Source organism: Paenibacillus sp. 1A_MP2, assembly GCF_052244825.1.
Taxonomy (GTDB): Bacteria; Bacillota; Bacilli; order Paenibacillales; family Paenibacillaceae; genus Paenibacillus; species Paenibacillus vandeheii.
In genome coordinates this window covers 4,812,819-4,835,506 of sequence record NZ_JBQQCS010000001.1, presented here as the reverse complement: position 1 = coordinate 4,835,506, position 22,688 = coordinate 4,812,819, and the positions used below count along the sequence as shown (strand labels likewise).

Sequence of the window (22,688 nt, the reverse complement as noted above, 5' to 3'; positions counted from 1 at the left end):
TATGGAAGAATATGTTACACTCAGACAATTCTCTACATTTCAGGATGGTATGCAATCACATTTGATCCTGACTCTTCATGGTTTTACGGTAGGCAGCTGGTGTGGTGCCCGTCTGCTTCTTGAATTGTCGATAAAAATGGGGCAGACTCTCAAAGCCGCAGGCATCGGCAACAACGGCCATCGTGTCATCACTTCGAAGCAGATGCTCTTTCGCCATAATGACCCGGCGAGCCAAGGCATAGTCCGTTAACGTCATGCCAGTATACCTTTTGAATGCACGGCTGAAGTGAGCCGGAGATACGGCTGCCTGCCGTGCCAGTTCCGGCAAGGAAAGACCACTGCGGAGCTCTTCGTCCATATGGGCCAGTGTAGAGGCTAACCAGCCTGGTCCAGGAACGCTTTTGACAGGACTTGCCGGACCGGCTGCCTCCAATCGCTCCAAATCAATAAGTAAGAGCTGCAACCGCAGCAGTGCTGCGTGAGCACTCAAGTGATGGTCCAACTGAAATTCTGCATGAATGTCGTCAATGAGCGCAGCAACCTGGGTTTGTTCCTTGGCATCCAGATGCCTTTTGTACACCCTGCGCTTACGACAGCGTTCAAATGAGAGAGCATGGCTGATGCACTGCCTCCCGCTGTGGAGGCCAGTAATCCTGGACTGAAGAACAAGGCCGACGAAGTCACCGGATTCCCGGCATCCGGCAATGCACGATGTACCGTGCTGCCTGGAATGATGAACAAATCGCCCTCCTGCATATCTTCAAGACCGGTATCAATGAAAATGGTGCCCTTACCCCGATATACATAAATAATTTCATGCCAGTCATGAAGATGATCCGGCAGCTCGTTCTGGGGGACTTGGTATCTGCATACACCAGACGAAAAGGTATCCCCGATTCCGCCTGAATGGTCTTACGAACGGGTGAACGTTCCATTCGATCTCCTTTCGAAACATTGATCACAGAAATGATAGTACAGCTGGTCATGAAAGAGTACATTTACCGCAATATAAGCAATTAAATTTCCTTTTATTGATGATACAATGAATTTAAAGCGTTTTCAATGGAAGTATAGGGGCTGTATGGCGTGCAGCGGGACATCTAATATGACAATAAAACGATGAGGTGAGTGTTCATGTCGGCGAGCACGAAAAGACCAGGGCTAAAGCTAAATCTGCTCGGAAGTGATAGCCAGCGCAAGTGCAAAGAAGTGATGGAACGTCCCGTAAAGGTACTGCAGATTGGGGAAGGCAACTTTTTGCGCGGGTTTGCAGACTGGATGCTTCATGAGAGTGCGAGACAAGGCAAATTCCATGGCAGTGTTGCTGTGACCCAGCCTCGGCCCGGGGGAAAGGCAAAGCTGGAACAAATTCGTAATCAGGACGGATTGTATACGATGATTACCCGAGGTCTTTCACAGGGAAAAGCGGTGGAACGCACGGAAATGATCTCGATTTTTTCACAGTGTATTAACCCTTACGAAGAATGGCAGGATTTTCTGAAGCTTGCGGAATTGCCTTCCTTGGAGTTTGTCATCTCCAATACAACCGAGTCGGGATTGAAGTATACGTATTCGGAGTACTTGCAGGGTGAACCAGTACAATCGTTTCCGGGTAAATTGACGGTCTTTCTGCATCACCGTTATCTGCAGTTTGATGGGGACCCATCCAGAGGATTGATTCACCTGCCGTGTGAGCTGCTTGAAGGCAATGGGGATGTGCTGCGCAGTTGTGTACTGCGGCATAGTGAGGATTATGGTTATTCTGAAGGCTTTCGTTCATGGATTGAAAATCATAACTTGTTTTTGAACAATCTGGTTGACCGGATTGTCACGGGTGCACCGACCAAGGAAGAAGCCGATTCCCTGACCCATCGCTGGGGGTATGAGGACCAACTGATCAATACGGCAGAGCCGTATCATTTCTGGGCCATTCAGGCAGATGAAGCAATGGACAAAAAACTGCCCTTGAAGCAGGCGGGACTCAACGTACACTGGGTGAAGGACTTGAAACCTTTTCAGCTGCGCAAGGTTCGTATTCTTAATGGTGCTCATACACTCATGTCATCGCTCGGCATTCTGCAAGGCAAGGACCATGTAAGAGAGACAATGGAAGACCCGGAGTTTGGCTCATGGGTCAGAGAAGCGGTACATCAGGAGATTGTGCCTGCACTGGATATGCCGGATCATAATCTGGATGAGTACGCAGCAGAAGTGTTTGAACGATTTCTCAATCCGTATATTAATCACAAGCTGCAGGATATTGCATTAAATACAGTAGGAAAGTTCAAGGTTCGTGTGCTGCCTACACTTATAGCTTATAAGCAAAAACAGGGAAACTGGCCTATTCGGCTTGTGAAAGGGTTTGCGGGATTGTTGTGTCTTTATCGCCCGATGAACACGCCAGACGGTTATATGGGACAGCGACTGAACGGTGAGTCCGTCCTGCTTCGGGATGATGTCGATGTATTGGCTGCACTCGCCAAACACTGGGACAGTTATGAGCCACTGAAGAGGGATAAGCAGCAATTAGACCGCCGTGTTGCTGCCGTATTGTCTGATGTATCGATTTGGGGAGAAAATCTGGATGATCGAGAGGGACTTCGCGAAGCACTCGTTCACGAAATAGGTCTGTTGGAAGGTGAGAGTTGATGAACACAACCCATACAATTAATGACTGGATTGCAATTCAGCCGCAGGATGATGTCATTATAGCCCTTCGAGATTATGTAAAAGGGGAAAGCATCACGCTGCCAGACAGCTCTACTTTTACACTAAGGGATGATGTGCCTAAAGGCCATAAAATAGCTGTGCATACCCTCGCACCGGGCGAGGATGTGATGAAATATGGTTTTTCCATCGGGATAGCCAAAGAACAGATTGAGCAGGGAAGCTGGATTCATAGCCATAATCTGAAAACAGGACTTCACGGATTGCTGGAATATCAGTATCAGCCCGCACCACCTGTTCAGACGGACATGCCTCCGGAACATTTACGGTCCTTCGATGGTTATTTGCGACCTAACGGTGAAGCAGGTATCCGTAATGAAATCTGGATTGTCAATACGGTCGGCTGTATTAATAAAGTATGTGAGGCATTGGCTCGTATGGGTCAGTCCCAGTTCGGCAGCAGGGTGGATGGGGTTTACCATTTTCCGCATCCGTTCGGCTGCTCGCAGCTGGGAGATGACCTGAAATATACGCAGCAGGTGCTGGCTTCCTTGGTCGAGCACCCGAATGCTGGCGGTGTGCTGGTTATTGGGTTGGGATGCGAAAACAATCAGGTAGATCAGTTCCGCGAATGTATTGCACCGGAATATCAGGGGAAAGTACGTTTTCTCAAAGCGCAGGAAACGGATGACGAGCTTGAAGAAGGACTGCGTCTAATGGAAGAGCTAGTGGAGCTTGTTGAACATGAAGAGCGTCAGCCGCTGCCTCTGAGCAAGCTCAAAATTGGATTGAAGTGCGGGGGCTCGGACGGTTTATCAGGGATTACGGCAAATCCACTCGTGGGCTCCGTTTCAGATATGCTGGTTGCTGCAGGAGGCACAGCCATACTGACAGAAGTTCCCGAGATGTTTGGTGCGGAGACCATTCTGATGAATCGGGCGGCCAGTGAGCAGGTATTTGATGATTTGGTAGACTTGGTGAATGGCTTCAAGCAATACTTTGTGAACCACGGTCAGAATATATATGAAAATCCTTCACCAGGGAACAAAGCAGGGGGCATTACGACGCTGGAAGAAAAGTCTTTGGGATGTACGCAAAAGGGAGGGCGCTCTGCCGTAGTTGATGTGCTTCGTTATGGTAAACGTGTCACTTCAACCGGCCTGAATATTGTGGAAGCTCCGGGCAATGATCTCGTGTCAGTTACGGCACTGTCTGCTGCGGGTGCACATATTGTTCTCTTCACGACAGGTCGGGGAACACCGTTTGGAGGCCCGGTGCCTACGGTCAAGATTGCCACCCAATCGGATCTCGCGAATCGAAAAAAACACTGGATCGATTTTAACGCGGGTCAACTGCTGGAAGGAAAGACGATGGAAGATGTGAAAGTACAGCTGTTCAGCCAACTGATCGATATTGCTTCAGGACGGGCGCATACGCTCAGCGAGCAGCATGGATTTCGGGAAATTGCGATTTTCAAGGATGGGGTCATTCTGTAATCCAGATTCGGTCCGTTGCCATGCAATTAGACTCATCCATCATCAACGTATACCGCAAATCCCGGCGGCTTCTTCTTCGGCTTCCGGGATTTGTCGTATACACATATTTCAATCAATCAATTCATGGCAAAGGCTTTTTTGATTTTGGTCAGTGCAGCCGCAGACGCGTGTTGCTCCAATTGATGCAGCAGGAGTTTGCTCGCGTCTGCAACGCTTCCCTCAAACGGTTTAATTCCTTGACGCTTCATCCAATAGCCCGAGGTCTCATAAGCAGAGCTGTTCCAGGCGACCTTGCCTTCAGCTAGGCCTTCTTTTTCCTTGGTGCCACAGATGACAATGGCGCCAGCACTCTGGAGGTCCAGCAGACCCTGGTCAAATGCTTTTTTATCCTCTTTGGCTCCAAACCCTGCCTGTGAACGTAATTTACGACCATCTATACCTTCGTGCTCCTCAATTCGTTCATACAGTTTGAATGCTTCAAGAGAGATCAAACCCGCATCATACTGTTCTTCCATGACTCTGGAGTCCGCTAGCAGGCGGTGCACCCAAGGGAAATATTCGCGTGAGACCAGGATGGCTTTCTTTTTGACAAATTTTCCATAGGCAGCGATCCCTTCTTCGGCGAGACGTGAACGCCACAGCCAGGGATCAAGCGCGTTATCCTTGTGCCAGTTTTCTTTAGGCGTTATGGAGGACAGTGAAGGATATTCAGGGAATAAAGGTGCGAGCGGGAGCAGTCCCACAGCTTCTATTCGCTGAACAGCTTCTTCGTAAGTTACGATGGATTCATTCTCATTCATTGAATTCGGCAATCTCCTTTCTAACTTGTGCTGCAACGATTATGGTTGGAAGCGAGATACATCTGGCTTACTTCCTCGGCATGTTGGCGAATCTCAGAGCGAAGGTCCTCAGGTTCGAGTACTTCTGCCTCACGTCCAAGTCGATAAAAGAATCGAACGGCCCAAGCCCACTCACCGGGAGGGCAGAGAAAGGACAGCTCCCAGACATCCGGAGCGATTTCGGTCATTCGTTCGCCAATATGCTTGTCCTGTTCTGCCTCAATCATTCCGCTGTAACTCAAACGTGCCGTAACGCGCGTTGGAGAACGTTCGGGAGATTTCGGTTTGCTGCGCTGCCGTTCAGCCTTTTCAGTCAGTTGTTGTGACTCGCTCAGCTCAACCGGCTTAACGTCCAGAATGCGGTCTGCCCTGAACAGGCGCTGTTCACCATGCTCCTCCGAATACGCTTCACAATACCAGAAACCAGCAGAAGCATAGATTCGAATAGGGCAGATCGTAAGCCAGCGTTGACGAGAAGCAGATCGGTATAACATACGCAGCCACCCTTGTTCCGGGATACAAGCCAAAAGCGGTTCCAGATGATGAAGGACATAGTTCCGCTCCGGAACGTCATGTTTCAGTTGTTTGAGCAAGGGATCCATTCTTGCCTTGACATCATCCGGGATAATACTTTTGATCTTGTCCATTAATGTCCAGCGTTTCTCTTGAAAAGGGGTATCTGCGTAATGGCTTAGGCCTTCGAGAGCAAAGATGAGAGTAGCTGCTTCAACCGGGTCCAATTGCAGTGGGGGCAGTACATACCCCTCCATAAGTCTGAAGCCGCCTCCGGGACCGGAGATAGCAATGATCGGGACATGCATCTCGGAGAGTGATTGGATATCCCGCAGGATGGTACGACGGGAAACTTCAAACTTTTCCGCAAGTGAATGTGCCGTTTCGTGACCGTTCTGCAATGCCATAACGATGGCGGCAAGCCGATTTGTTCTATTCATGTCAGCCACTCCGTTTCGAGGGTTGCGCCGCCGGAAAGGATGCTGGAGTGTTCCTCTCATTGTAGCAGTGTATAAGTGACATTATGGTTGTCACCAATAATTTCGGAGCATGATATTATTATTCCATATACAGTGCAGCGCCTGCTTTCAGAGGGGCCGCTTCCTTTTCCCGGCGGGGCGTCGTTAAATTGTGTGTCTCGTCCAATTCGCTTCGCATCTCGGTATTTCCTTCTAACCGAGAACCTCACAAATAATGACAAAAACCCGTATCCGGTCTAAACGGATACGGGAAGTAGCAGATTGAAACAGGTTCAATCCTATAATACTTCAAATTTTAACAATTGACACTCATTTAAGCTACAAATATGAATCAACGCGATTTGCGTGTAACATGTTGTATCATCGGTTTTCCAAAATTATTTCATTTCAAGCAGCTGCACACCGCGGCCTTCAATCTCAATCGTACCTGAAAGGGACCGATCTGTAAGCAAATCATGAGCCTTAGCCTTGCCGAGATCATAAGATTGGGCAGTAGCATTGTGATTCATGACAAACAGGTACTGCTGTCCATCCTTGGTACGAGCAGTCACTTCAACACCTTCCGGCGTATTCAGAAGGGAATCAATATTTTTGGCTGCAGCCAGTTGTCCCAGTAAATCGTCCAGGAATCGGTCTTCCGGATCGGAAGCTACATACCAGGCTTCACCTTGACCGAATGTGTTACGTGTCACGACAGGCATACCTTTATAGAAATCGTCTCCATACTCGGCGATGACTTCAGCGCCTTCACTGTGCAGCAGGTCACACAGCATGCCACAACCATATTCTCCTTGAAGATCACCATAAGCTTCTTTCAGGACAATACTGTTTTTTTGCTCAGGCAGCAGGGCATCAATTTCTTCGACCCAGATCCCGAGCAGTTTGCGAAGCTCACCCGGGTAACCACCAGTTGTTACGATGTCACTCTCATTGACGATACCACTGAAGAAGGTTGTCAGGAATGTACCGCCTGCTTCAACGAATTTCTCCAGTTTGCCTGCAAAGCCCGGTTTCACCATGTAGAGTACTGGAGCGAGAACGATGTCGTATTTGCTGATATCCGTATCCACACTAACGATGTCCACCTGAATGTTGCGGCGGAAGAAGGCAGCGTAGTATTTGTGAATTTGGTCTACATAGTTCAGTGCAACGGTAGGTCCGCTTGATTTCTCAATTGCCCACCAGTTTTCCCAGTCAAACACAACTGCCACTTGGGCATCAACGGTGGCATCCAGCGTCTTGTTACCGAGCAGCTGCAATTCCTTGCCCAGCTCTGCGACTTCACGGAACACGCGCGTATTCTCATGGCCTACGTGTTCAATTACAGCGCCGTGGTACTTCTCGCAGGCGCCGATGGAACGGCGAAGCTGGAAGAACATGATCGTATCCGCGCCGTGAGCCACGGACTGGTAACTCCACAGACGCATGACACCGGGACGTTTCAGTGAGTTATAGGGCTGCCAGTTCTGTTGGCTGGGTGTCTGCTCCATCAGCATGAAGGGTTGACCGTCCTTCAGTCCACGCATCAAATCATGGGCCATAGCGGTGTAACTGACCGGAGTTGCCAGGCCGGGATAACTGTCCCAAGAAACGATATCCATATGCTTAGCCCATTTGAAATAGTCCAGTTGTTTGAAGAATCCCATCAGATTGGTCGTAACGACCGAATCCGGGATATGTTTTTTGATCGCATCATATTCCAGCCGATAACAATCAAGCATACTGTCAGAGTTGAAGCGGGAATAATCAAGCGAGATGCCTTGGAACGTAGAATTGTTGTTTCCCCAGTGCTCGCTCAGGTTGCTTGGCAGTACAATTTCGTCCCAATCATAGAATGTATGCCCCCAGAAATTGGTGTTCCATGCTTTGTTGAGCTGCTCCAGAGTCTGATAGCGTTCTTTGAGATACACGCGGAACGCTTTCTCGCAGTTATCGCAGTAACAATCGCCGCCATATTCGTTGGAGATATGCCATACAAGCACAGCAGGGTGATCCTTGTAACGTTCCGCCAGCTTGTCTGCAATTTTCTCGGAGTATTTGCGGTAGGTTGGGCTATTCGGACAGGAGTTATGCCGTCCACCGAATTTGCGTTTACGTCCATCAGCATCCACACGTAGTACATCCGGATATTTCTTCGCCATCCACGCTGGATGTGCAGCAGTACTTGTTGCGAGGCAAATGTAAACGCCGTTTTCATAGAGACTGTTAATGAACTGGTCCAGTCCTTCAAAATTATAAGTGACTTCATCAGGCTGAATTAGTGCCCAGGAAAATACGTTGATGGTCGCAATATCAATACCTGCCAATTGGAACATGCGCAGATCTTCAAGATGAGTCTCATGATCCCATTGTTCAGGGTTATAGTCGCCGCCGTAGAACATTTTGGGTAACTTGCTGCTAATCAAATGTGTTCACCTCTTGTATAAGAATAATTCTATACTATATGATGGATATGACTTTTAAAATATAAGAAAAGTAATGAAACATATAAGAATATGGAACTGTAATCTTGTTTTTTGTTCAAAGGAGAGAATCTCAATGCTCATCAAACCCGATCATCGGCGATATTTTATGACCTCACGGGATCGGCCGCTTCCGCTCTACATCGAGAGCATCGGATATAACGGAAATCAGGAGAGTGTCTCCAGACCAGCGGGCTATCCCTGCTATCACTGGCTTCAGACGGTGAAGGGGGCCGGAGAGTTCAGATTTGCAGGTTCAACTGTACTGCTGGGAGAGACGTCCGGCATTTTGCTGCCGCCGAATGAGCCGCACGAGTATGTACCCTCGCAGGGAGAGTGGCAGACACTTTACATTACATTTGGAGGTGCCCAGTGTCCGGCCATCACAGAATCACTTGGTTTGGGGAGGCTGCCCTTCATCAATGGGATTCGGAGAGCCCGCTTGAATACTATGGGCGGGAAGTGCTGGGTTCCATCAGCAGTGATCAGGATTTATCCGGTTTGGAAGCGTCAGCGGACATGTACCGGTTTCTGATTTTACTCAAAAAGCATGGCATGACGGGTAGTCGTTCTTCGATCTCGCATGCTGTGGAACGGCTGGCTCCGTTAATTTCATTTATGAATGAAAACTACGCCGATCCCGATATTGGCCTTGAACAGATGGCCGCCATTCCAGGCATTACGCCAAGGCATTTGAATACCCTTTTCAAACAATCCTTTGGCATGACCGCCTACAGTTATTTCATACTCCTTCGTATCCGCAAATCGAAAGAATGGATGACAGGAAACAGCAAACTGACCGTCAAGGAAACGGCAGCGAAGGTTGGATTTCGGGATGCGAGCCACTTTGTGGCTACATTTCGGCGGATTGAGGGCGTAACTCCGGAACAGTATCGAACGTTATACTAATCATTGAGAGGTAATCCATGTGCTATAAAACACTGTTCAAGTAGGGACATTCGGTGTAACCTGTTACAAATTGAATAAAAAGTGATGCCAGGAAGGTATTGATGCGTATGGGTGCTTCCCGTTATGATGGTATCGATTCCTTAGATTGGAAAACGATTATACGGATCAATGCATCCGTTCAATTTAGAGAGGATGATAGAAGTGACGTCAACTATACCATTATGGGACCATGCAGCACCTTATGCGGCCAAGGGCCATGAGGATGAAATGCCCCATCTGATTCCATTTATTCAACCAGGTTCCGAGAGCGCTGTCATTATATGTCCGGGTGGGGCTATGGATTTTTGGCCGACCATGAAGGAGCTCCAATCGCTGAATTGCTGAACCGTGCGGGAATTAGTGCATTTGTGCTGAAGTACCGCGTGGCGCCTCACCAGCACCCGGCACCAATGACAGATGGTCAGCGTGCAATTCGTTATGTACGGGCTCATGCCGAGCAATTTGGCATTCAGCCTTCCAAAATTGCGGTGCTTGGTTTCTCGGCGGGGGGCACCTTACAGCCACGTTGGGAACTTTGTATGACGAGGGTCAACCAGATCATGAAGATCCTATTGAACGGGAGAGTTCACGCCCGGATCGGGTTATTCTTTGTTATCCGGTAATTACGATGGAATCCTATGGACATGCCGGTTCTCGTGAAAATCTGCTTGGGTCAGATGCGACTGCCGAACAGATCAAGGCCTTCAGTGCAGAGCAGCAGGTGAAGGCCGACGCCCCTGAAGCATTTATTTGGCATACGAGTGATGATCAGGCGGTCCCGGTGGAAAACAGTTTGCGTTATGCGCTTGCCCTGGGTGCGCATGGCATTCCCTATGATTTGCATGTTTTCGAAAAAGGTTCACATGGTCTGGGATTGGCAGAGGATAACCATGCCGTTCGTGCCTGGTCTGACCTGTGCCTGACCTGGCTTAAAAATCAAGGGTGGTAACCCTGCGCTGGCTGAGCTCTGTCTTTCCTGATTATGAAATTGAATACGAGTGATCTCACCTATTTTAACGCTTATGAGAGCGAAGGAGAAAACGACAATGAAATTGCAAAAGAATGATAAGCTGCTTTTTATCGGAGATTCGATCACAGATTGTGGCCGTGAACATCCTGTTGGTGAAGGCAGTTCTGGATTAGGGCATGGCTATGTGGCACAAGTGTATGCCCTGCTGCGTTCCATCTACCCGGAGTTGATGTTGCGGATTCAAAATGTGGGTAATAGTGGGAATACGATCCGTGATTTGAAGCAGCGCTGGGATCGTGATGTGCTTGATCTCAAACCGGACTGGCTAACCATCATGATCGGGATTAATGATGTATGGCGTCAATTTGACAATCCACTATCTACAGATTCGCATGTTTTCCTGGAGGAGTATGAATCTACACTGCGTGAGCTGGTTGCTTCTGTTCGTCCGGGGTTGAAAGGACTTGTTCTGATGTCTCCTTATTATTTGGAAGCCAACCCGGAAGATCCGATGCGGGCTACGATGGACGTATACGGGGAAGCTGTTCGCAGAGTAGCCGCTGAATATGATGCCATTTACGTGGATACACAGGCTGCATTTACACCGTTCTGGGATCATTTCTATACGTCCGTGCTGACGTATGATCGGGTTCACCCCGATGCAACAGGCCATATGGTTCTTTCCAAAGCATTCCTGGATGCCATTGATTTCGAATGGTCAGGCGGCGTCAAATCATAAAAAGGATGTGATGGCATGAGCAACTTGAACATTGCAGTACATACCCCGGCGTTGCTGGGCGAAGGTCCAAGCTGGGATGCAGAACACAATCGGTTATTATGGGTGGATATTGAAGGGTATAAGGTACACGTATATGATCCTTCTACAGGTGAAGATCAGGCTTATGATGTTGGCGAGCATGTAGGTGCGGTTGTCCCATACCATGGTGATGAGGTTGTCGTTGCTTTGCGCAGTGGCTTCCACGCCTATAACCTGCTCACGGGAGAGCTGCAGCCGATTGAGGATCCTGAAACAGGCAAGGACAACAACCGTTTCAATGACGGGAAATGTGACTCGCTTGGCCGCTTCTGGGCAGGAACGATGAGCATGAAGAACGAAAGCAAGACGGGGGCATTTTATTGTCTGGAGGAAGGAAAGCCTGTTCGAACGATGTTCAGGGATGTGTCCACGTCCAATGGATTGGGCTGGAGTCCGGATCAGCAAACGATGTATTACATTGATACGCCGACACGTTCTGTTGATCGATTTGATTTTGATCTGGCTGCTGGAGAACTTACGAACCGGACAAGTGCTATTGCTATCCCGGAGGAATTTGGCTTTCCGGATGGAATGACTGTAGATGGTGAGGGAATGCTGTGGATTGCCCATTGGGGCGGAGGAAGAGTCACACGCTGGAATCCCCATACGGCAGAGCTGCTGCAACAGATTGAGATACCTGCGGATCAGGTGACATCCTGTTGTTTCGGAGGGCCGGATTTGGAGGATTTGTATATTACGACTGCCCGGATTGGTATTAGTGAAGAGCGGCTGCTAGAGACTCCGAATGCAGGATCTCTATTTGTAGTCAGACCGGGTGTGAAAGGGCAGAAAACCTACGCGTTTGGCAATGTAATACAGTCGGATAGCAAATAAATGAAGGAACGAACAACCGTGTTACTGGGATTGCGTTTTTCTTTTATACAATAGCATGTCAATGGAGAAGGGTGCTGGATCAAGCAGCAGCCTTCTTTGTGTTGTGAAAGCGATATACTGAAAAAAATTACAAAAAATAGAATTCGAGCAGAAGGGGTTTTTTAATGGTTATCGAATGTTATGTATTGAAAGTATAATCCAGTGAATGGTTATCGAAATCGATTTATGAAAGCGTTTTATAAATTGGAGAGGAGGTGGGGCTGGTTGCCTGACCCAATGCATTAAATGTCTGACACTGCACTCATCAACAGGATGACACAGCGGGAGTTGACCGGATGCGATGAACATATTGAAGAGGAGGCTAAGTTACTATGAAAACGTTTTTGGGAAAGCTGCGGGTGATGAGTTTGACGGTTGCCGTTGCAGCAGTTTCATTGGGCGTACTCGTTGGAACAACAGATGCGGCACCGAGTGATTCATACCAGTGGAAAAATGTCGTGACCGGGGCTGGTGGTGGTTTTGTGCCGGGGATTATTTTCAATGAGTCAGAGAAAGATTTGATCTATGCCCGGACCGATATCGGGGGAGCCTATCGCTGGAATCCTGCGAATGAAAGTTGGATTCCGCTCACCGATTTTGTCGGCTGGGATGACTGGAACAAAAACGGTGTCGATGCGCTGGCAACAGACCCGATTGATCCGAATCGAGTGTATATGGCTGTTGGCACGTACACGAATTCATGGGACAAAAACAACGGCTCCATTCTGCGTTCTACGGACCGCGGGGATACTTGGCAGACAACCACTCTTCCGTTCAAAGTCGGCGGTAACATGCCGGGACGTTCCATGGGGGAACGCCTGACTATTGATCCGAATAAAAATAGCATTTTGTATTTTGGTGCCCGCAGTGGTAATGGACTGTGGAAAAGTACGGATTACGGCGTAACCTGGAGCAAAGTAACGAGCTTCCCGAATCCGGGAACGTATGTGGAGGACCCGTCTTATGAGTATACCAGTGACATTGTAGGCCTATCTTGGATTACTTTTGACAAATCTACAGGTTCTGCTGGACAGGCAACACAGACCATCTATGTCGGGGTAGCCGACAAAAATCAAAGCATATACCGCAGTACGAATGGAGGCGCAACATGGACTGCTGTCGCTGGACAGCCTACAGGCTATCTGCCTCATCACGGGGAAATGGATGCCAATGGCAATCTTTATATCTCTTACAGTGATGGTGCGGGCCCTTATGATGGGGAAAAGGGAGACCTGTGGAAATTAAATACGTCTACAGGGGTATGGACCAATATTAGTCCGGTGCCAAGCAGCAGCACGGATAATTATTATGGATACGGCGGACTGGCAGTAGATGCACAGCATCCTGGTACACTCATGGTAGCAACCCTTAACTCCTGGTGGCCTGATGCGAATCTGTTCCGCAGTACGGACGGTGGAGCTACTTGGACCCGTATCTGGGAATTTGAAGCATATCCAAACCGCAAAATGCGCTATACACAGGATATATCGGCTGCTCCTTGGTTGACCTTTGGGACAAATCCTGCACCCCCTGAAGTTTCTCCAAAGCTGGGCTGGATGATTGGTGATCTGGAGATTGATCCATTTGATTCTGACCGTATGATGTATGGAACAGGCGCGACCATCTACGGAACCAAAAATCTGACAGACTGGGATGAGGGCAACAAAATTAATATTTCTGTGATGGCCAAAGGCGTGGAGGAAATCGCAGTCCTGGATCTGATCAGCCCGCCAAGCGGAGCACACTTGTTAAGTGGTGTAGGGGATGTCTCGGGATTCCGTCATAACGATCTGGATCAGGCACCAGCTACGATGTTTACCAGCCCCAACTACTCTTCTACGGAAAGTCTGGATTTTGCAGAGTTAAGTCCAAGTACTATGGTTCGCGTAGGGAAAGCAGACTACACGGCTGATCCGAATGCAAAATCTATTGGTTTATCCAGCGACGGTGGGACCACGTGGTATAAAGCAAACGCAGAGCCTGCCGGAACAACCGGAGGAGGAACCGTAGCTATCTCTGCAAATGGTAACCGACTTGTATGGAGCACATCAGACAAGGGTGTGCATTATTCCACTGGCGGAAACTCATGGACCGCGAGTTCAGGTATACCCGCACAGGCCAAAGTGATCTCCGACCGGGTGAACCCAAACCAATTCTATGGATTTGCTGCCGGTAAAGTCTATGTGAGCACCAATGGTGGTGCCTCCTTCACCGCTTCTGCGGCTACCGGACTTCCGGTTGAAGGAAATACAGATCTGGACGCTGTTCCAGGTACAGAAGGTGAGCTCTGGTTTGCAGGTGGCAGTGAAGAGGGAGGGCCATACGGTCTGTGGCATTCCACCGATTCAGGAGCGACCTTTACCAAGCTTGCAAATGTGGAGGAAGCGGACAGCATCGGTTTTGGTAAAGCGGCGCCTGGACAGAACGGGGTCGCGCTGTACACGATTGCAAAGATCGACGGAACACGTGGATTTTTCCGTTCCGATGATGGCGGGGCGAATTGGGTACGGATTAACGATAATCAGCATCAATATGCACGTGTAACCACAATTACAGGTGATCCACGTCTGTATGGAAGAGTGTATTTGGGAACGAATGGACGGGGCATTTTATATGCTGACCGTATTGGCGGGAACAATGGCGGTGGAGAAGGTGGAGGCGGGTCTCCGGTAACCAGCTCGACCATCACACCAGTAAATGCTGAATTTGATAAGAATCCAGGCAACCAGGCCGATATTCCTGTCATGTTGACACTGAATGGAAACACACTTAGTACGATCCGTAACGGCAGTTCAACGCTGGTTGCAGGTACGGATTACACATTATCGGGCAATCAGGTAGTGCTGAGCAAAACCTATCTGGCTTCTTTGCCCAAGGGAAGCGCAGCATTAACCTTCCATTTCAGTGCAGGCAATGATACGATTCTGAATCTGACTATCAAAGACACGACGGTTGTACCCGTGGGCGCCATTCGAATCGGGATGTTTAATGGAACGACTTCAGCAACGAGTAACTCCGTTAATCCCAAGATCAAGTTAACGAATACAGGCACAACGGCGATCAATCTTTCCGATGTCAAAATTCGTTACTACTATACGATTAACGGCGCTCAGACCCAAAGCTTCTTCTGTGACTGGGCAACGGCTGGAAACGACAATGTTACAGGTACGTTTAGTGCGCTGTCGACCCCGGTGACCGGAGCGGATTACATGCTGGAGATTGGCTTCAAGGCTTCTGCCGGTTCACTGGCAGCGGGGCAAAGCACTGAAATTCAAGCCCGCTTCTCCAAAAACGACTGGAGCAACTACACGCAGACGGATGATTATTCCTTTGCACCGGCTCAAACCGCTTATACCGATTGGTCAAAAGTAACTGGATATATTGCGGGAAGTCTTCAATGGGGAATCGAACCTTAGACTTAAACTTGAAATGAAAGTTTGAGTTAATCTAAACGTACATGGATAAGAAGTCCTGGTTCGCCAAAAAAGATTCATGGCGGGTCAAGGCTTCTTATTTTGTCGAAATATAGTGTACACTAAAGAGAGTTTCCATTGATAAAACGTTCGTTTTGCGATATAAAAAGAAGTACAAAACTTTAAAATAAATGTAACCGCTAACACGGGAAGGCTATTCTATCCGATATATGATGGTATAACCTGTAGACATAGAAGAAAGATTAGACGAGGGGGTCAAGGGTCATGAACCGGTTGTGCAAGGTGCTGATTGTTGACGATGAGTTTCTTGTAAGGCAAGGCATTAAGCACCATATGAACTGGGAAGCTGAAGGTTTTCAGATTGTAGGTGAAGCTTCCAATGGAGAAGAAGGACTTGAGCAGGTACAGTCGTTACAGCCGGATATTGTCATTACGGACATCGTAATGCCTGTGATGGATGGGGAAACCTTTGTCCGGACGTTAAAATCCAGCCATCCGCAGATTGAGGTTATTGTACTTAGCAGCTTCAGTGAGTTCGATTATGTACGTTCAACGCTCCAGAATGGAGCAGCAGACTACATTTTGAAACCGAAACTGGATACCAATGAATTATTACAAGTGCTTCAACGTACCGCTGGCAAAATTCCGGAATTGCAGTTTGAGCCTACACATGATGGGTGGAGGCTCGGGCAACTGATGGAAAAGATGCTGTCCGGTTTTACATTGGATGAGAGTAACGAGATGGATATCATTAGCGAGACGTTTCCTCACCGATGCTTTCGTTTACTCGTATATAAGCCGCAGGATACACAGGTACATGTGCACAAGCTGGATAACGGGCAGTTGGAGAACAGGTTACGGGATTTGCTCCCTGACGTAGAGTGTGCAATCGTTCCGGCGGAAGGCATATCACCGGTGGTGCTCCTTAATGTAGACCCTTCGAAGGATGAATGGATGGTGCAGCAGATTAAGGAGTTGGCGAGCAAGAACAAGGAAGCCCAGGATGGATCTTGCTGGGTGCTGAGCGACAGCTTTCTTCATTTGAAGAGATGGGAAACGTGTATCGAACGCGTCTGATCAAACTAATGGAGTATCGCTTTTATTATGAGGATCGCTCTATTCTGGTATATGGCGAACTTCCGCCTCTTCACCCTGCCGGGTACCAGTTCAACGTGAACATGTTTTTGCAGCATGTGAAGCGAAATCGAACAGAAGCGGCAAGAGAATATTTGCAGGAGTATGCCCTTACGTTGGGAAGGGATTATATTGCAGATGTGTTCGAAATCAAGTCCTTCTTGGGCAACCTGATCTTTAACGTGTCCATCACCCTGGCAGATATGGATGTTCAGTCTGCTGCGCTGGAAGAGGGCAAATATACCTATTTCAAACATGTGGATGGAGCTTCCAGCCTCAGGGAAGCCATGACTGTGCTGGACCAATTCATGACTGAGGTACAGGAATGTACTAGTGGAGAGGGCGGACGACGAAGTGATCCAAATATGAAAATGCTGCTGGAATATATGCATGAGCACTTTGATCAGCCGCTCGGACTTGCCGAAGTAGCGAAGCATTTTCATTTTAATCCCTCGTACCTGTCCAGTTATTTCTCTTCACACAAAAAAGAAGGCTTTAACGAATATTTGAACAAAATTCGAATCGAAAAGGCAGAGGAACTTCTCCGGTCGGATGACGTCACCATTTCCGAAATTAGCAGTATGGTAGGGTATTCCGACCACAGCTACTTTTGCAAGGTGTTCAAAAAATTTACCGGACTGTCACCCAGCCGATACCGGCGAAAATTCTGGGCATAACGTCAGAAGGAAGAAATAAATGAAGAAATGGATGAACGCATTTTCCCGCCTCGGGCTTTTTCCGAAACTGTTCCTTGTTATGGTGGTCAGCATCATTCTTGTTTCCGTACTCATTCTATGGACATCGATTCATATGTCGACCAAGCTGTTTACCGAGACGTTCAGTATTACGAACTCCAAGGTACTTAGCCAGATCAAAACGAACTTTGAATCCTTTAACGATGCGATCGCTGCTGTATCCAATAATGTTAGACAAAGCGGGGCGATCCGTGGTTATTTGTCTGAGGGGGAGGGTGACTCCCTCACTATGGCAAAATCCTATTATAATATGAGGGAAACGATGGACCGGATTCAGTCGATCACAGAGTCCTATGAAGTCGGTATTACGATTAGCGGTATTAATGGGCGTACGTATTCCACCGATCGGTCTCATCTTCGTTTATCAGCGGATGAATTGAAAGAACAGCCGATAACGCTGGAAGCAGCGGCAAGTCCGAATCGGATCATTTTTGACGACTATCAGACGAATGATGAGACTGCCGGGCAGATGATTTCAGCGACCAAGGCCTTGACGGATCGTGCTGAAAATCGACTCTACGGTACATTGTATGTGACTATGAGAGAGAACGCATTTCGTCAGTTCTATAGCAGTTTCACGAGCCGAGGCAACGATGTGGTTATCCTGAATGATGCGGGTGAGATTGTATCGTCCAATCGGGAAGAGTGGATCGGTACCACTCAACTTGAATTGCTGACCTATGCCAGAGAAATGAATAATAACGAAACTGCAAAAGGGTTAAATGCGCGAGTCATGGATCAGGACAGTGTGGTATTGTCCGAGTACTTGCCATTTTACCGTTTTTATATCATAAACGTCGTCGACAAAGATCTCGCAATGGGGCAGCTGATTGATATGAAGACCATTGCTCTGATTTGCGCTGGCATTGTGGCTGCTGCCCTCATACTGGTATTTCTAATTACGAATCAAATCACCAAATCACTGCGCAGACTCGTGAAGCAGATGTCCAATATTACCAAAAGTGATCTGGACAACTATATTCCGGTCAGCGGAAGTTATGAGAGCCGACAGCTGGGTCATGCCTATAACTACATGCTGGATGAACTGCATGACTATGTGGATCAACTGGTACTTACACAGCGAGAGCAGCGAAACGCTGAGCTGGCGGCGCTGCAAAGCCAGATTAATCCTCATTTTCTATACAACACTCTGGCTTCCGTTAAAGTTCTAGTGCAGCAGGGGAACAAGGACAGGGCTGCCGAAACCATTAATGCGCTAATCTCTTTATTACAAAATACGATTAGTAACGTGAGTGAGACAATAACGGTAGAGCAAGAAGTCGAAAATCTGAAAAACTATGTATTCATTAATCATGTCCGATACGGAGGACGCATTAAAGCGGCCTTTTACGTAGCTCCGGATTGTACGCATTATCATGTGCCCAAGCTGGTGATTCAGCCCTTTATTGAGAATGCCTTCTTCCATGGATTCATTTCCAAGGAAACAGGAACCATTCATGTGATGGTCTCCAGAGCCGGAGAGTCATTGATATGCGAGATTATGGATAACGGCGACGGGATCGAAGGATTCTCAATGGGTGAGTCGCTGCCTAATCCGAAGAATAATCGACAGTTGTTCAGCGGTATTGGTATACGGAATGTACATGATCGCATAGAGCTGTTGTACGGGGCACCTTATGGTGTAACGATAATGAGCAAACCGGGAGAGGGGACAAGGGTTACCGTTACACTCCCGTTGATTACGAGCTAAACAATAGGGCTTAAGTGAAAGCAAGGACGTTATTTAAGTGAAAGCAGCTTCAAATAGGAGGCCTTCCTGTCTTGTCAATGACAACACGGGAGGGTCTTTTTGGTGCGTAAAGCCTGAGAATGAAGCCTGACTTGTAAAATATTCAGATCAAAAAAGTACAAAATCAAAAGAAATTACAAAAAAACAAATTTAATGCAAGCGGTTTCTGTAAAGGTTTTCATTGTGGCAATAAGATGACAAATCCACACAAAATTATTACTAACGAATGAAGATTTGGGAATGATAAGATGAATATATCGAAAGCAAACGCTTTCAGAAAACGTAAGCAATTTACAAACAAAGAGGTTAAGGGGAGTTGAATGGTTTGAAAAAAATGTGGGTATTGATGCTCGTAACTGTTCTGTTATTGTCTGCATGTTCTTCCGGTGGTGGAGGAAATACGGCAAGTGAAGGTGAAAAAACCGCCAATGAAATTACGATTTGGGCTTGGGACAAGGCATTTAACGTTGCTGCAATGGAAGCAGCAAAAGAAGCATATCAGAAGGAAAATCCTGATCTGAAAATTAACATCGTTGAGTATGCTCAAGATGCTATTATTCAGAAGCTGAACACCGGCCTGAATTCTGGAACAAGCAGTGGTCTTCCTAACATCGTTCTAATTGAGGACTATCGGTCACAAAGCTTTTTGAGTGCATATCCTGATGCGTTTAAAGATATGTCCTCTACAATCAAAGCTTCCGATTTCGCAGAGTACAAACTGGGACCTACGGCTTTTGATGGTAAACAGTACGGTGTTCCGTTTGACTCCGGTGTAACAGGTCTCTACTACAGAACTGATCTGCTGGAGCAAGCAGGCTACAAAGCAGCTGATCTTCAGGACATCACATGGGATGATTACATCAAAATCGGTAAAGATGTGAAAGCCAAAACAGGTAAGGACCTGATCACACTTGATCCCAACGATTTGGGTCTGATCCGCATGATGATCCAATCCGCAGGTTCATGGTATTCCAAGGAAGATGGAAAAACACCTGATCTGGCTGGCAATGCAGCGTTGAAAGAAGCTTTTGTAACCTACAAAGCAATGATGGATGCAAATGTCGTTAAGCTGAACTCTGACTGGAGCCAATTCGTGGCAGCATTCAACAACGGTGATGTAGCTACGATTCCTACAGGAAACTGGATTACACCATCTGTTCGTCAAGAAGCATCCCAATCCGGCAAATGGGCGGTAGCACCGCTTCCTAAAATGGCTGGACAATCGAATTCTGTACATGCATCCAACTTGGGTGGTAGCTCATGGTACGTCATGAACAATGTTGCTGGTGCAGACCAAGCTGCTGATTTCATGGGTAAAACATTCGGTTCTGACAAACAATTGTATCAAGATTTGCTGAACAACATTGGTGCGATCGGTACGTACAAACCGGCAGCAGAAGGCGAAGCGTTTGATAAAGCCGATGAGTTCTTCGGCGGACAAAAAGTATTTGCTGATTTTGCAAAATGGACACAAGAAATTCCTAGCGTAAACTACGGTATCAACACATATGCCATCGAGGACATTCTGGTTGTTGAAATGCAGAACTTCCTGAACGGCAAGGCGATTGATGACGTTCTGGCTGATGCACAGAAACAAGCTGAAACACAATTACACTAAGATGATCCACGGTAACTTATAGAACCCAAGGAAGCATCGGAGCCGTTCCACTGTCTGGCGCAAGCAATAGCCGACCCGGACATGGTGGAAGGCTCCCTGGGTTCTATCTATGTTACACGGGAGAGAGAGGAGCCATACTGTGAAAGCCATGAATACAGGAGACAGTCTCCAAAAGAAAAATAATTTGACTGGATGGGCTTTTATTTCGCTCGCTGTGATCGGGATCGTTGCATTTTACTTCTATCCGATGCTGCAAGCGCTGCTCTTATCGTTCAAGTCTGGTGTAGGAGCCAATCTTGAATTTACGGGCCTTGATAATTATAAACGATTATTTAGTGACACCACGTTCCGCACTGCCGTATCCAACACATTTCTGTACTTGATCATTCAAGTGCCTGTCATGATTATTCTCGGCTTGTTTATTTCCGTTTTGTTGAATGACAGTACGTTGCGCTTCCGCAGCTTTTTCCGTACTGCCATCTTTCTGCCGTGTGTAACCTCGCTGGTTGCTTACTCGGTTGTATTTAAATATCTGTTCTCTTCTGACGGTATGGTGAACCAATTCCTGATGAATCTTCACGTGATTGCTGAACCGATTCAATGGATCACTGACCCGTTCTGGGCTAAAATTACGATTATAATCGCCGTTACTTGGCGTTGGACCGGATATAACATGATTTTCTATCTGTCATCCCTTCAGAACATTGATCAGTCGATCTATGAAGCTGCACGGATTGATGGCGCGAATGCTTTCACGCAATTTTTCAAAATTACTGTTCCATTGCTCAAACCGATTATCCTGTTCACCTCCATTACATCGACGATTGGTACATTGCAAATTTTCGATGAAATTATGAACATCACCAAAGGTGGCCCGGGTAACGCGACGATGTCCATCTCCCAGTACATCTATAACCTTTCGTTCAAATATTCACCGGACTTCGGATATGCGGCAACCGTTTCGTATTCCATCGTGCTGATGATTATCGTATTGTCCATTATCCAGTTCAAAGTGGCAGGTGAGAGAAATGGCTAAAGCAAAAGCGAAACGTATATTCACGTATGTCTTCTTGTCCATCGTTGCATTTGTGTCCATCTTCCCGTTCTTCTGGATGCTCGTCAGTTCGACAAACGCTTCTGTAGATGTCACCAAAGGCAGATTGCTTCCCGGCTCATTTTTCCTTGATAACTTCAACAAATTGCTGGAGCAGACGAACCTGGTACAGGCTCTGGGGAATTCGGCGATCGTTTCAGTCATTTCCACACTCCTGGCACTGTTGATCGGTTCTCTTGCCGGTTATGGATTCGAAGTGTACCGGACGAAATCACGGGATATCGTATTTAACATTCTGTTGCTGTCCATGATGATTCCGTTCGCAGCGCTGATGGTTCCTTTATACCGAATGTTTGCTACGATTTCCGGTTTTGCACCGTTTATTGGAATCAATACGCTGGCCGCCGTTATTCTGCCAACTATCACAACAGCGTTCCTGATCTTCTTCTTCCGTCAGAACACCAAAATGTTCCCGAAAGAGATGCTTGAAGCAGGCCGGATTGATGGTTTGAGCGAAATTGGAATCTTCCTGAAGATCTACATGCCAACGATGAAAACAACATATGCAGCTGCTGCGATCATCACATTCATGAGCAGCTGGAATAACTACCTGTGGCCTCTCGTGGTGCTGCAAACGCCAGACCAACAGACGATTCCGCTGTTAATCTCGAACCTCGGTTCCAGTTATTCACCGGATTATGGTGTTATCATGACCGCCATCGTCATCGCGACATTACCCACAGCGCTTGTATTCTTCATTATGCAAAAACACTTTGTCGCGGGTATGGTAGGTTCCGTCAAGTAATTTCAATTAATGCATCTTTTTAAAAGCGTCTGAATGGACGTCAATGCAGAAAGAGAGGAGAGGACGCCTGAAAT

21 protein-coding genes are annotated in these 22,688 nt (G+C 47.5%); 16 read left to right on the top strand and 5 right to left on the bottom strand.

Features of this window, described 5'->3' with window-relative positions:
• Positions 1 to 55: 55 nt before the first annotated feature.
• Both ACTWJ7_RS23590 and ACTWJ7_RS23585 read right to left on the bottom strand, forming a co-directional pair.
• Complete coding sequence (locus ACTWJ7_RS23590) at positions 56 to 502, bottom strand: helix-turn-helix domain-containing protein (RefSeq protein ID WP_443145921.1); 447 nt, start codon at positions 500 to 502, stop codon at positions 56 to 58.
• Complete coding sequence (locus ACTWJ7_RS23585) at positions 487 to 897, bottom strand: cupin domain-containing protein (RefSeq protein WP_443146413.1); 411 nt, start codon at positions 895 to 897, stop codon at positions 487 to 489. Before ACTWJ7_RS23585 ends, ACTWJ7_RS23590 begins: the two co-directional genes overlap by 16 nt.
• Before the next feature lie 237 nt (positions 898 to 1,134).
• Between ACTWJ7_RS23585 and ACTWJ7_RS23580 the strand changes: the two genes are divergently transcribed.
• Entirely contained in the window at positions 1,135 to 2,649 is a 1,515-nt protein-coding gene (locus ACTWJ7_RS23580) for a tagaturonate reductase (protein WP_301879294.1), read from the top strand.
• The gene (locus ACTWJ7_RS23575; protein ID WP_285080709.1) at positions 2,649 to 4,163 is read left to right on the top strand and encodes a UxaA family hydrolase; all 1,515 of its coding nucleotides are present in this window, start codon (positions 2,649 to 2,651) and stop codon (positions 4,161 to 4,163) included. The genes ACTWJ7_RS23580 and ACTWJ7_RS23575 overlap by 1 nt, the downstream gene beginning before the upstream one ends.
• A 116-nt stretch (positions 4,164 to 4,279) precedes the next feature.
• On the opposite strand, the gene ACTWJ7_RS23570 is transcribed toward ACTWJ7_RS23575, so the two are convergent.
• The 3 genes from ACTWJ7_RS23570 to ACTWJ7_RS23560 form a co-directional block, all read right to left on the bottom strand.
• On the bottom strand, positions 4,280 to 4,963 hold the full coding sequence (locus ACTWJ7_RS23570; RefSeq protein WP_079347048.1) for an AlkZ-related protein: 684 nt from the start codon (positions 4,961 to 4,963) through the stop codon (positions 4,280 to 4,282).
• A 20-nt stretch (positions 4,964 to 4,983) separates the two neighbouring features.
• Positions 4,984 to 5,955, bottom strand: coding sequence for a helix-turn-helix transcriptional regulator (locus ACTWJ7_RS23565; protein WP_079347046.1), 972 nt, complete (start codon positions 5,953 to 5,955; stop codon positions 4,984 to 4,986).
• A 416-nt stretch (positions 5,956 to 6,371) separates the two neighbouring features.
• Entirely contained in the window at positions 6,372 to 8,399 is a 2,028-nt protein-coding gene (locus ACTWJ7_RS23560; RefSeq protein ID WP_301879293.1) for a beta-galactosidase, read from the bottom strand.
• Between the two features lie 133 nt (positions 8,400 to 8,532).
• Between ACTWJ7_RS23560 and ACTWJ7_RS23555 the strand changes: the two genes are divergently transcribed.
• From ACTWJ7_RS23555 to ACTWJ7_RS23490, 14 genes are all read left to right on the top strand, one after another.
• The gene (locus ACTWJ7_RS23555; protein ID WP_443145920.1) at positions 8,533 to 8,991 is read left to right on the top strand and encodes an AraC family ligand binding domain-containing protein; all 459 of its coding nucleotides are present in this window, start codon (positions 8,533 to 8,535) and stop codon (positions 8,989 to 8,991) included.
• Positions 8,976 to 9,365, top strand: a complete 390-nt coding sequence (locus tag ACTWJ7_RS23550) for a helix-turn-helix domain-containing protein (protein WP_443145919.1) — start codon at positions 8,976 to 8,978, stop codon at positions 9,363 to 9,365. Before ACTWJ7_RS23555 ends, ACTWJ7_RS23550 begins: the two co-directional genes overlap by 16 nt.
• Positions 9,366 to 9,566: 201 nt before the next feature.
• A complete protein-coding gene (locus ACTWJ7_RS23545) occupies positions 9,567 to 9,749 on the top strand; it encodes a hypothetical protein (RefSeq protein ID WP_443145918.1) in 183 nt (60 codons plus the stop codon).
• On the top strand, positions 9,710 to 10,027 hold the full coding sequence (locus ACTWJ7_RS23540) for an alpha/beta hydrolase (RefSeq protein WP_443145917.1): 318 nt from the start codon (positions 9,710 to 9,712) through the stop codon (positions 10,025 to 10,027). The genes ACTWJ7_RS23545 and ACTWJ7_RS23540 overlap by 40 nt, the downstream gene beginning before the upstream one ends.
• Positions 10,028 to 10,032: 5 nt before the next feature.
• A complete protein-coding gene (locus ACTWJ7_RS23535) occupies positions 10,033 to 10,353 on the top strand; it encodes an alpha/beta hydrolase (protein ID WP_443145916.1) in 321 nt (106 codons plus the stop codon).
• 97 nt (positions 10,354 to 10,450) lie between these two features.
• Positions 10,451 to 11,113 carry an SGNH/GDSL hydrolase family protein gene (locus tag ACTWJ7_RS23530; protein WP_301879290.1) on the top strand — a complete coding sequence of 221 codons (663 nt, stop codon included), beginning with the start codon at positions 10,451 to 10,453 and terminating at the stop codon, positions 11,111 to 11,113.
• Positions 11,114 to 11,128: 15 nt separating this feature from the next.
• Positions 11,129 to 12,025 carry an SMP-30/gluconolactonase/LRE family protein gene (locus tag ACTWJ7_RS23525; RefSeq protein WP_301879288.1) on the top strand — a complete coding sequence of 299 codons (897 nt, stop codon included), beginning with the start codon at positions 11,129 to 11,131 and terminating at the stop codon, positions 12,023 to 12,025.
• A 371-nt stretch (positions 12,026 to 12,396) separates the two neighbouring features.
• On the top strand, positions 12,397 to 15,480 hold the full coding sequence (locus tag ACTWJ7_RS23520; RefSeq protein ID WP_443145915.1) for a X2-like carbohydrate binding domain-containing protein: 3,084 nt from the start codon (positions 12,397 to 12,399) through the stop codon (positions 15,478 to 15,480).
• A gap of 282 nt (positions 15,481 to 15,762) precedes the next feature.
• Positions 15,763 to 16,575 (top strand): response regulator, encoded by an 813-nt coding sequence (locus ACTWJ7_RS23515; protein WP_443145914.1) that lies wholly within the window; start codon positions 15,763 to 15,765, stop codon positions 16,573 to 16,575.
• On the top strand, positions 16,557 to 17,309 hold the full coding sequence (locus tag ACTWJ7_RS23510) for a helix-turn-helix transcriptional regulator (RefSeq protein ID WP_443145913.1): 753 nt from the start codon (positions 16,557 to 16,559) through the stop codon (positions 17,307 to 17,309). Before ACTWJ7_RS23515 ends, ACTWJ7_RS23510 begins: the two co-directional genes overlap by 19 nt.
• Positions 17,310 to 17,328: 19 nt before the next feature.
• Positions 17,329 to 19,098, top strand: coding sequence for a cache domain-containing sensor histidine kinase (locus tag ACTWJ7_RS23505; protein WP_079347030.1), 1,770 nt, complete (start codon positions 17,329 to 17,331; stop codon positions 19,096 to 19,098).
• Positions 19,099 to 19,462: 364 nt separating this feature from the next.
• Positions 19,463 to 20,755 carry an ABC transporter substrate-binding protein gene (locus ACTWJ7_RS23500; protein ID WP_301879286.1) on the top strand — a complete coding sequence of 431 codons (1,293 nt, stop codon included), beginning with the start codon at positions 19,463 to 19,465 and terminating at the stop codon, positions 20,753 to 20,755.
• Between the two features lie 148 nt (positions 20,756 to 20,903).
• Entirely contained in the window at positions 20,904 to 21,791 is an 888-nt protein-coding gene (locus ACTWJ7_RS23495) for a carbohydrate ABC transporter permease (protein WP_024630158.1), read from the top strand.
• Positions 21,784 to 22,614 carry a carbohydrate ABC transporter permease gene (locus ACTWJ7_RS23490; protein WP_079347028.1) on the top strand — a complete coding sequence of 277 codons (831 nt, stop codon included), beginning with the start codon at positions 21,784 to 21,786 and terminating at the stop codon, positions 22,612 to 22,614. Before ACTWJ7_RS23495 ends, ACTWJ7_RS23490 begins: the two co-directional genes overlap by 8 nt.
• Positions 22,615 to 22,688: the final 74 nt, after the last annotated feature.

Excerpts from the sequence above, each read along its gene's own strand:
- ACTWJ7_RS23515 (WP_443145914.1), top strand. The coding sequence starts at position 15,763 with ATGAACCGGTTGTGCAAGGTGCTGATTGTTGACGATGAGTTTCTTGTA.
- ACTWJ7_RS23550 (WP_443145919.1), top strand. The coding sequence starts at position 8,976 with ATGTACCGGTTTCTGATTTTACTCAAAAAGCATGGCATGACGGGTAGT.
- ACTWJ7_RS23505 (WP_079347030.1), top strand. The coding sequence starts at position 17,329 with ATGAAGAAATGGATGAACGCATTTTCCCGCCTCGGGCTTTTTCCGAAA.
- ACTWJ7_RS23570 (WP_079347048.1), bottom strand. The coding sequence starts at position 4,963 with ATGAATGAGAATGAATCCATCGTAACTTACGAAGAAGCTGTTCAGCGA.
- ACTWJ7_RS23535 (WP_443145916.1), top strand. The coding sequence starts at position 10,033 with ATGGAATCCTATGGACATGCCGGTTCTCGTGAAAATCTGCTTGGGTCA.
- ACTWJ7_RS23555 (WP_443145920.1), top strand. The coding sequence starts at position 8,533 with ATGCTCATCAAACCCGATCATCGGCGATATTTTATGACCTCACGGGAT.
- ACTWJ7_RS23525 (WP_301879288.1), top strand. The coding sequence starts at position 11,129 with ATGAGCAACTTGAACATTGCAGTACATACCCCGGCGTTGCTGGGCGAA.
- ACTWJ7_RS23530 (WP_301879290.1), top strand. The coding sequence starts at position 10,451 with ATGAAATTGCAAAAGAATGATAAGCTGCTTTTTATCGGAGATTCGATC.
- ACTWJ7_RS23580 (WP_301879294.1), top strand. The coding sequence starts at position 1,135 with ATGTCGGCGAGCACGAAAAGACCAGGGCTAAAGCTAAATCTGCTCGGA.
- ACTWJ7_RS23495 (WP_024630158.1), top strand. The coding sequence starts at position 20,904 with ATGAATACAGGAGACAGTCTCCAAAAGAAAAATAATTTGACTGGATGG.
- ACTWJ7_RS23490 (WP_079347028.1), top strand. The coding sequence starts at position 21,784 with ATGGCTAAAGCAAAAGCGAAACGTATATTCACGTATGTCTTCTTGTCC.
- ACTWJ7_RS23520 (WP_443145915.1), top strand. The coding sequence starts at position 12,397 with ATGAAAACGTTTTTGGGAAAGCTGCGGGTGATGAGTTTGACGGTTGCC.
- ACTWJ7_RS23565 (WP_079347046.1), bottom strand. The coding sequence starts at position 5,955 with ATGAATAGAACAAATCGGCTTGCCGCCATCGTTATGGCATTGCAGAAC.
- ACTWJ7_RS23575 (WP_285080709.1), top strand. The coding sequence starts at position 2,649 with ATGAACACAACCCATACAATTAATGACTGGATTGCAATTCAGCCGCAG.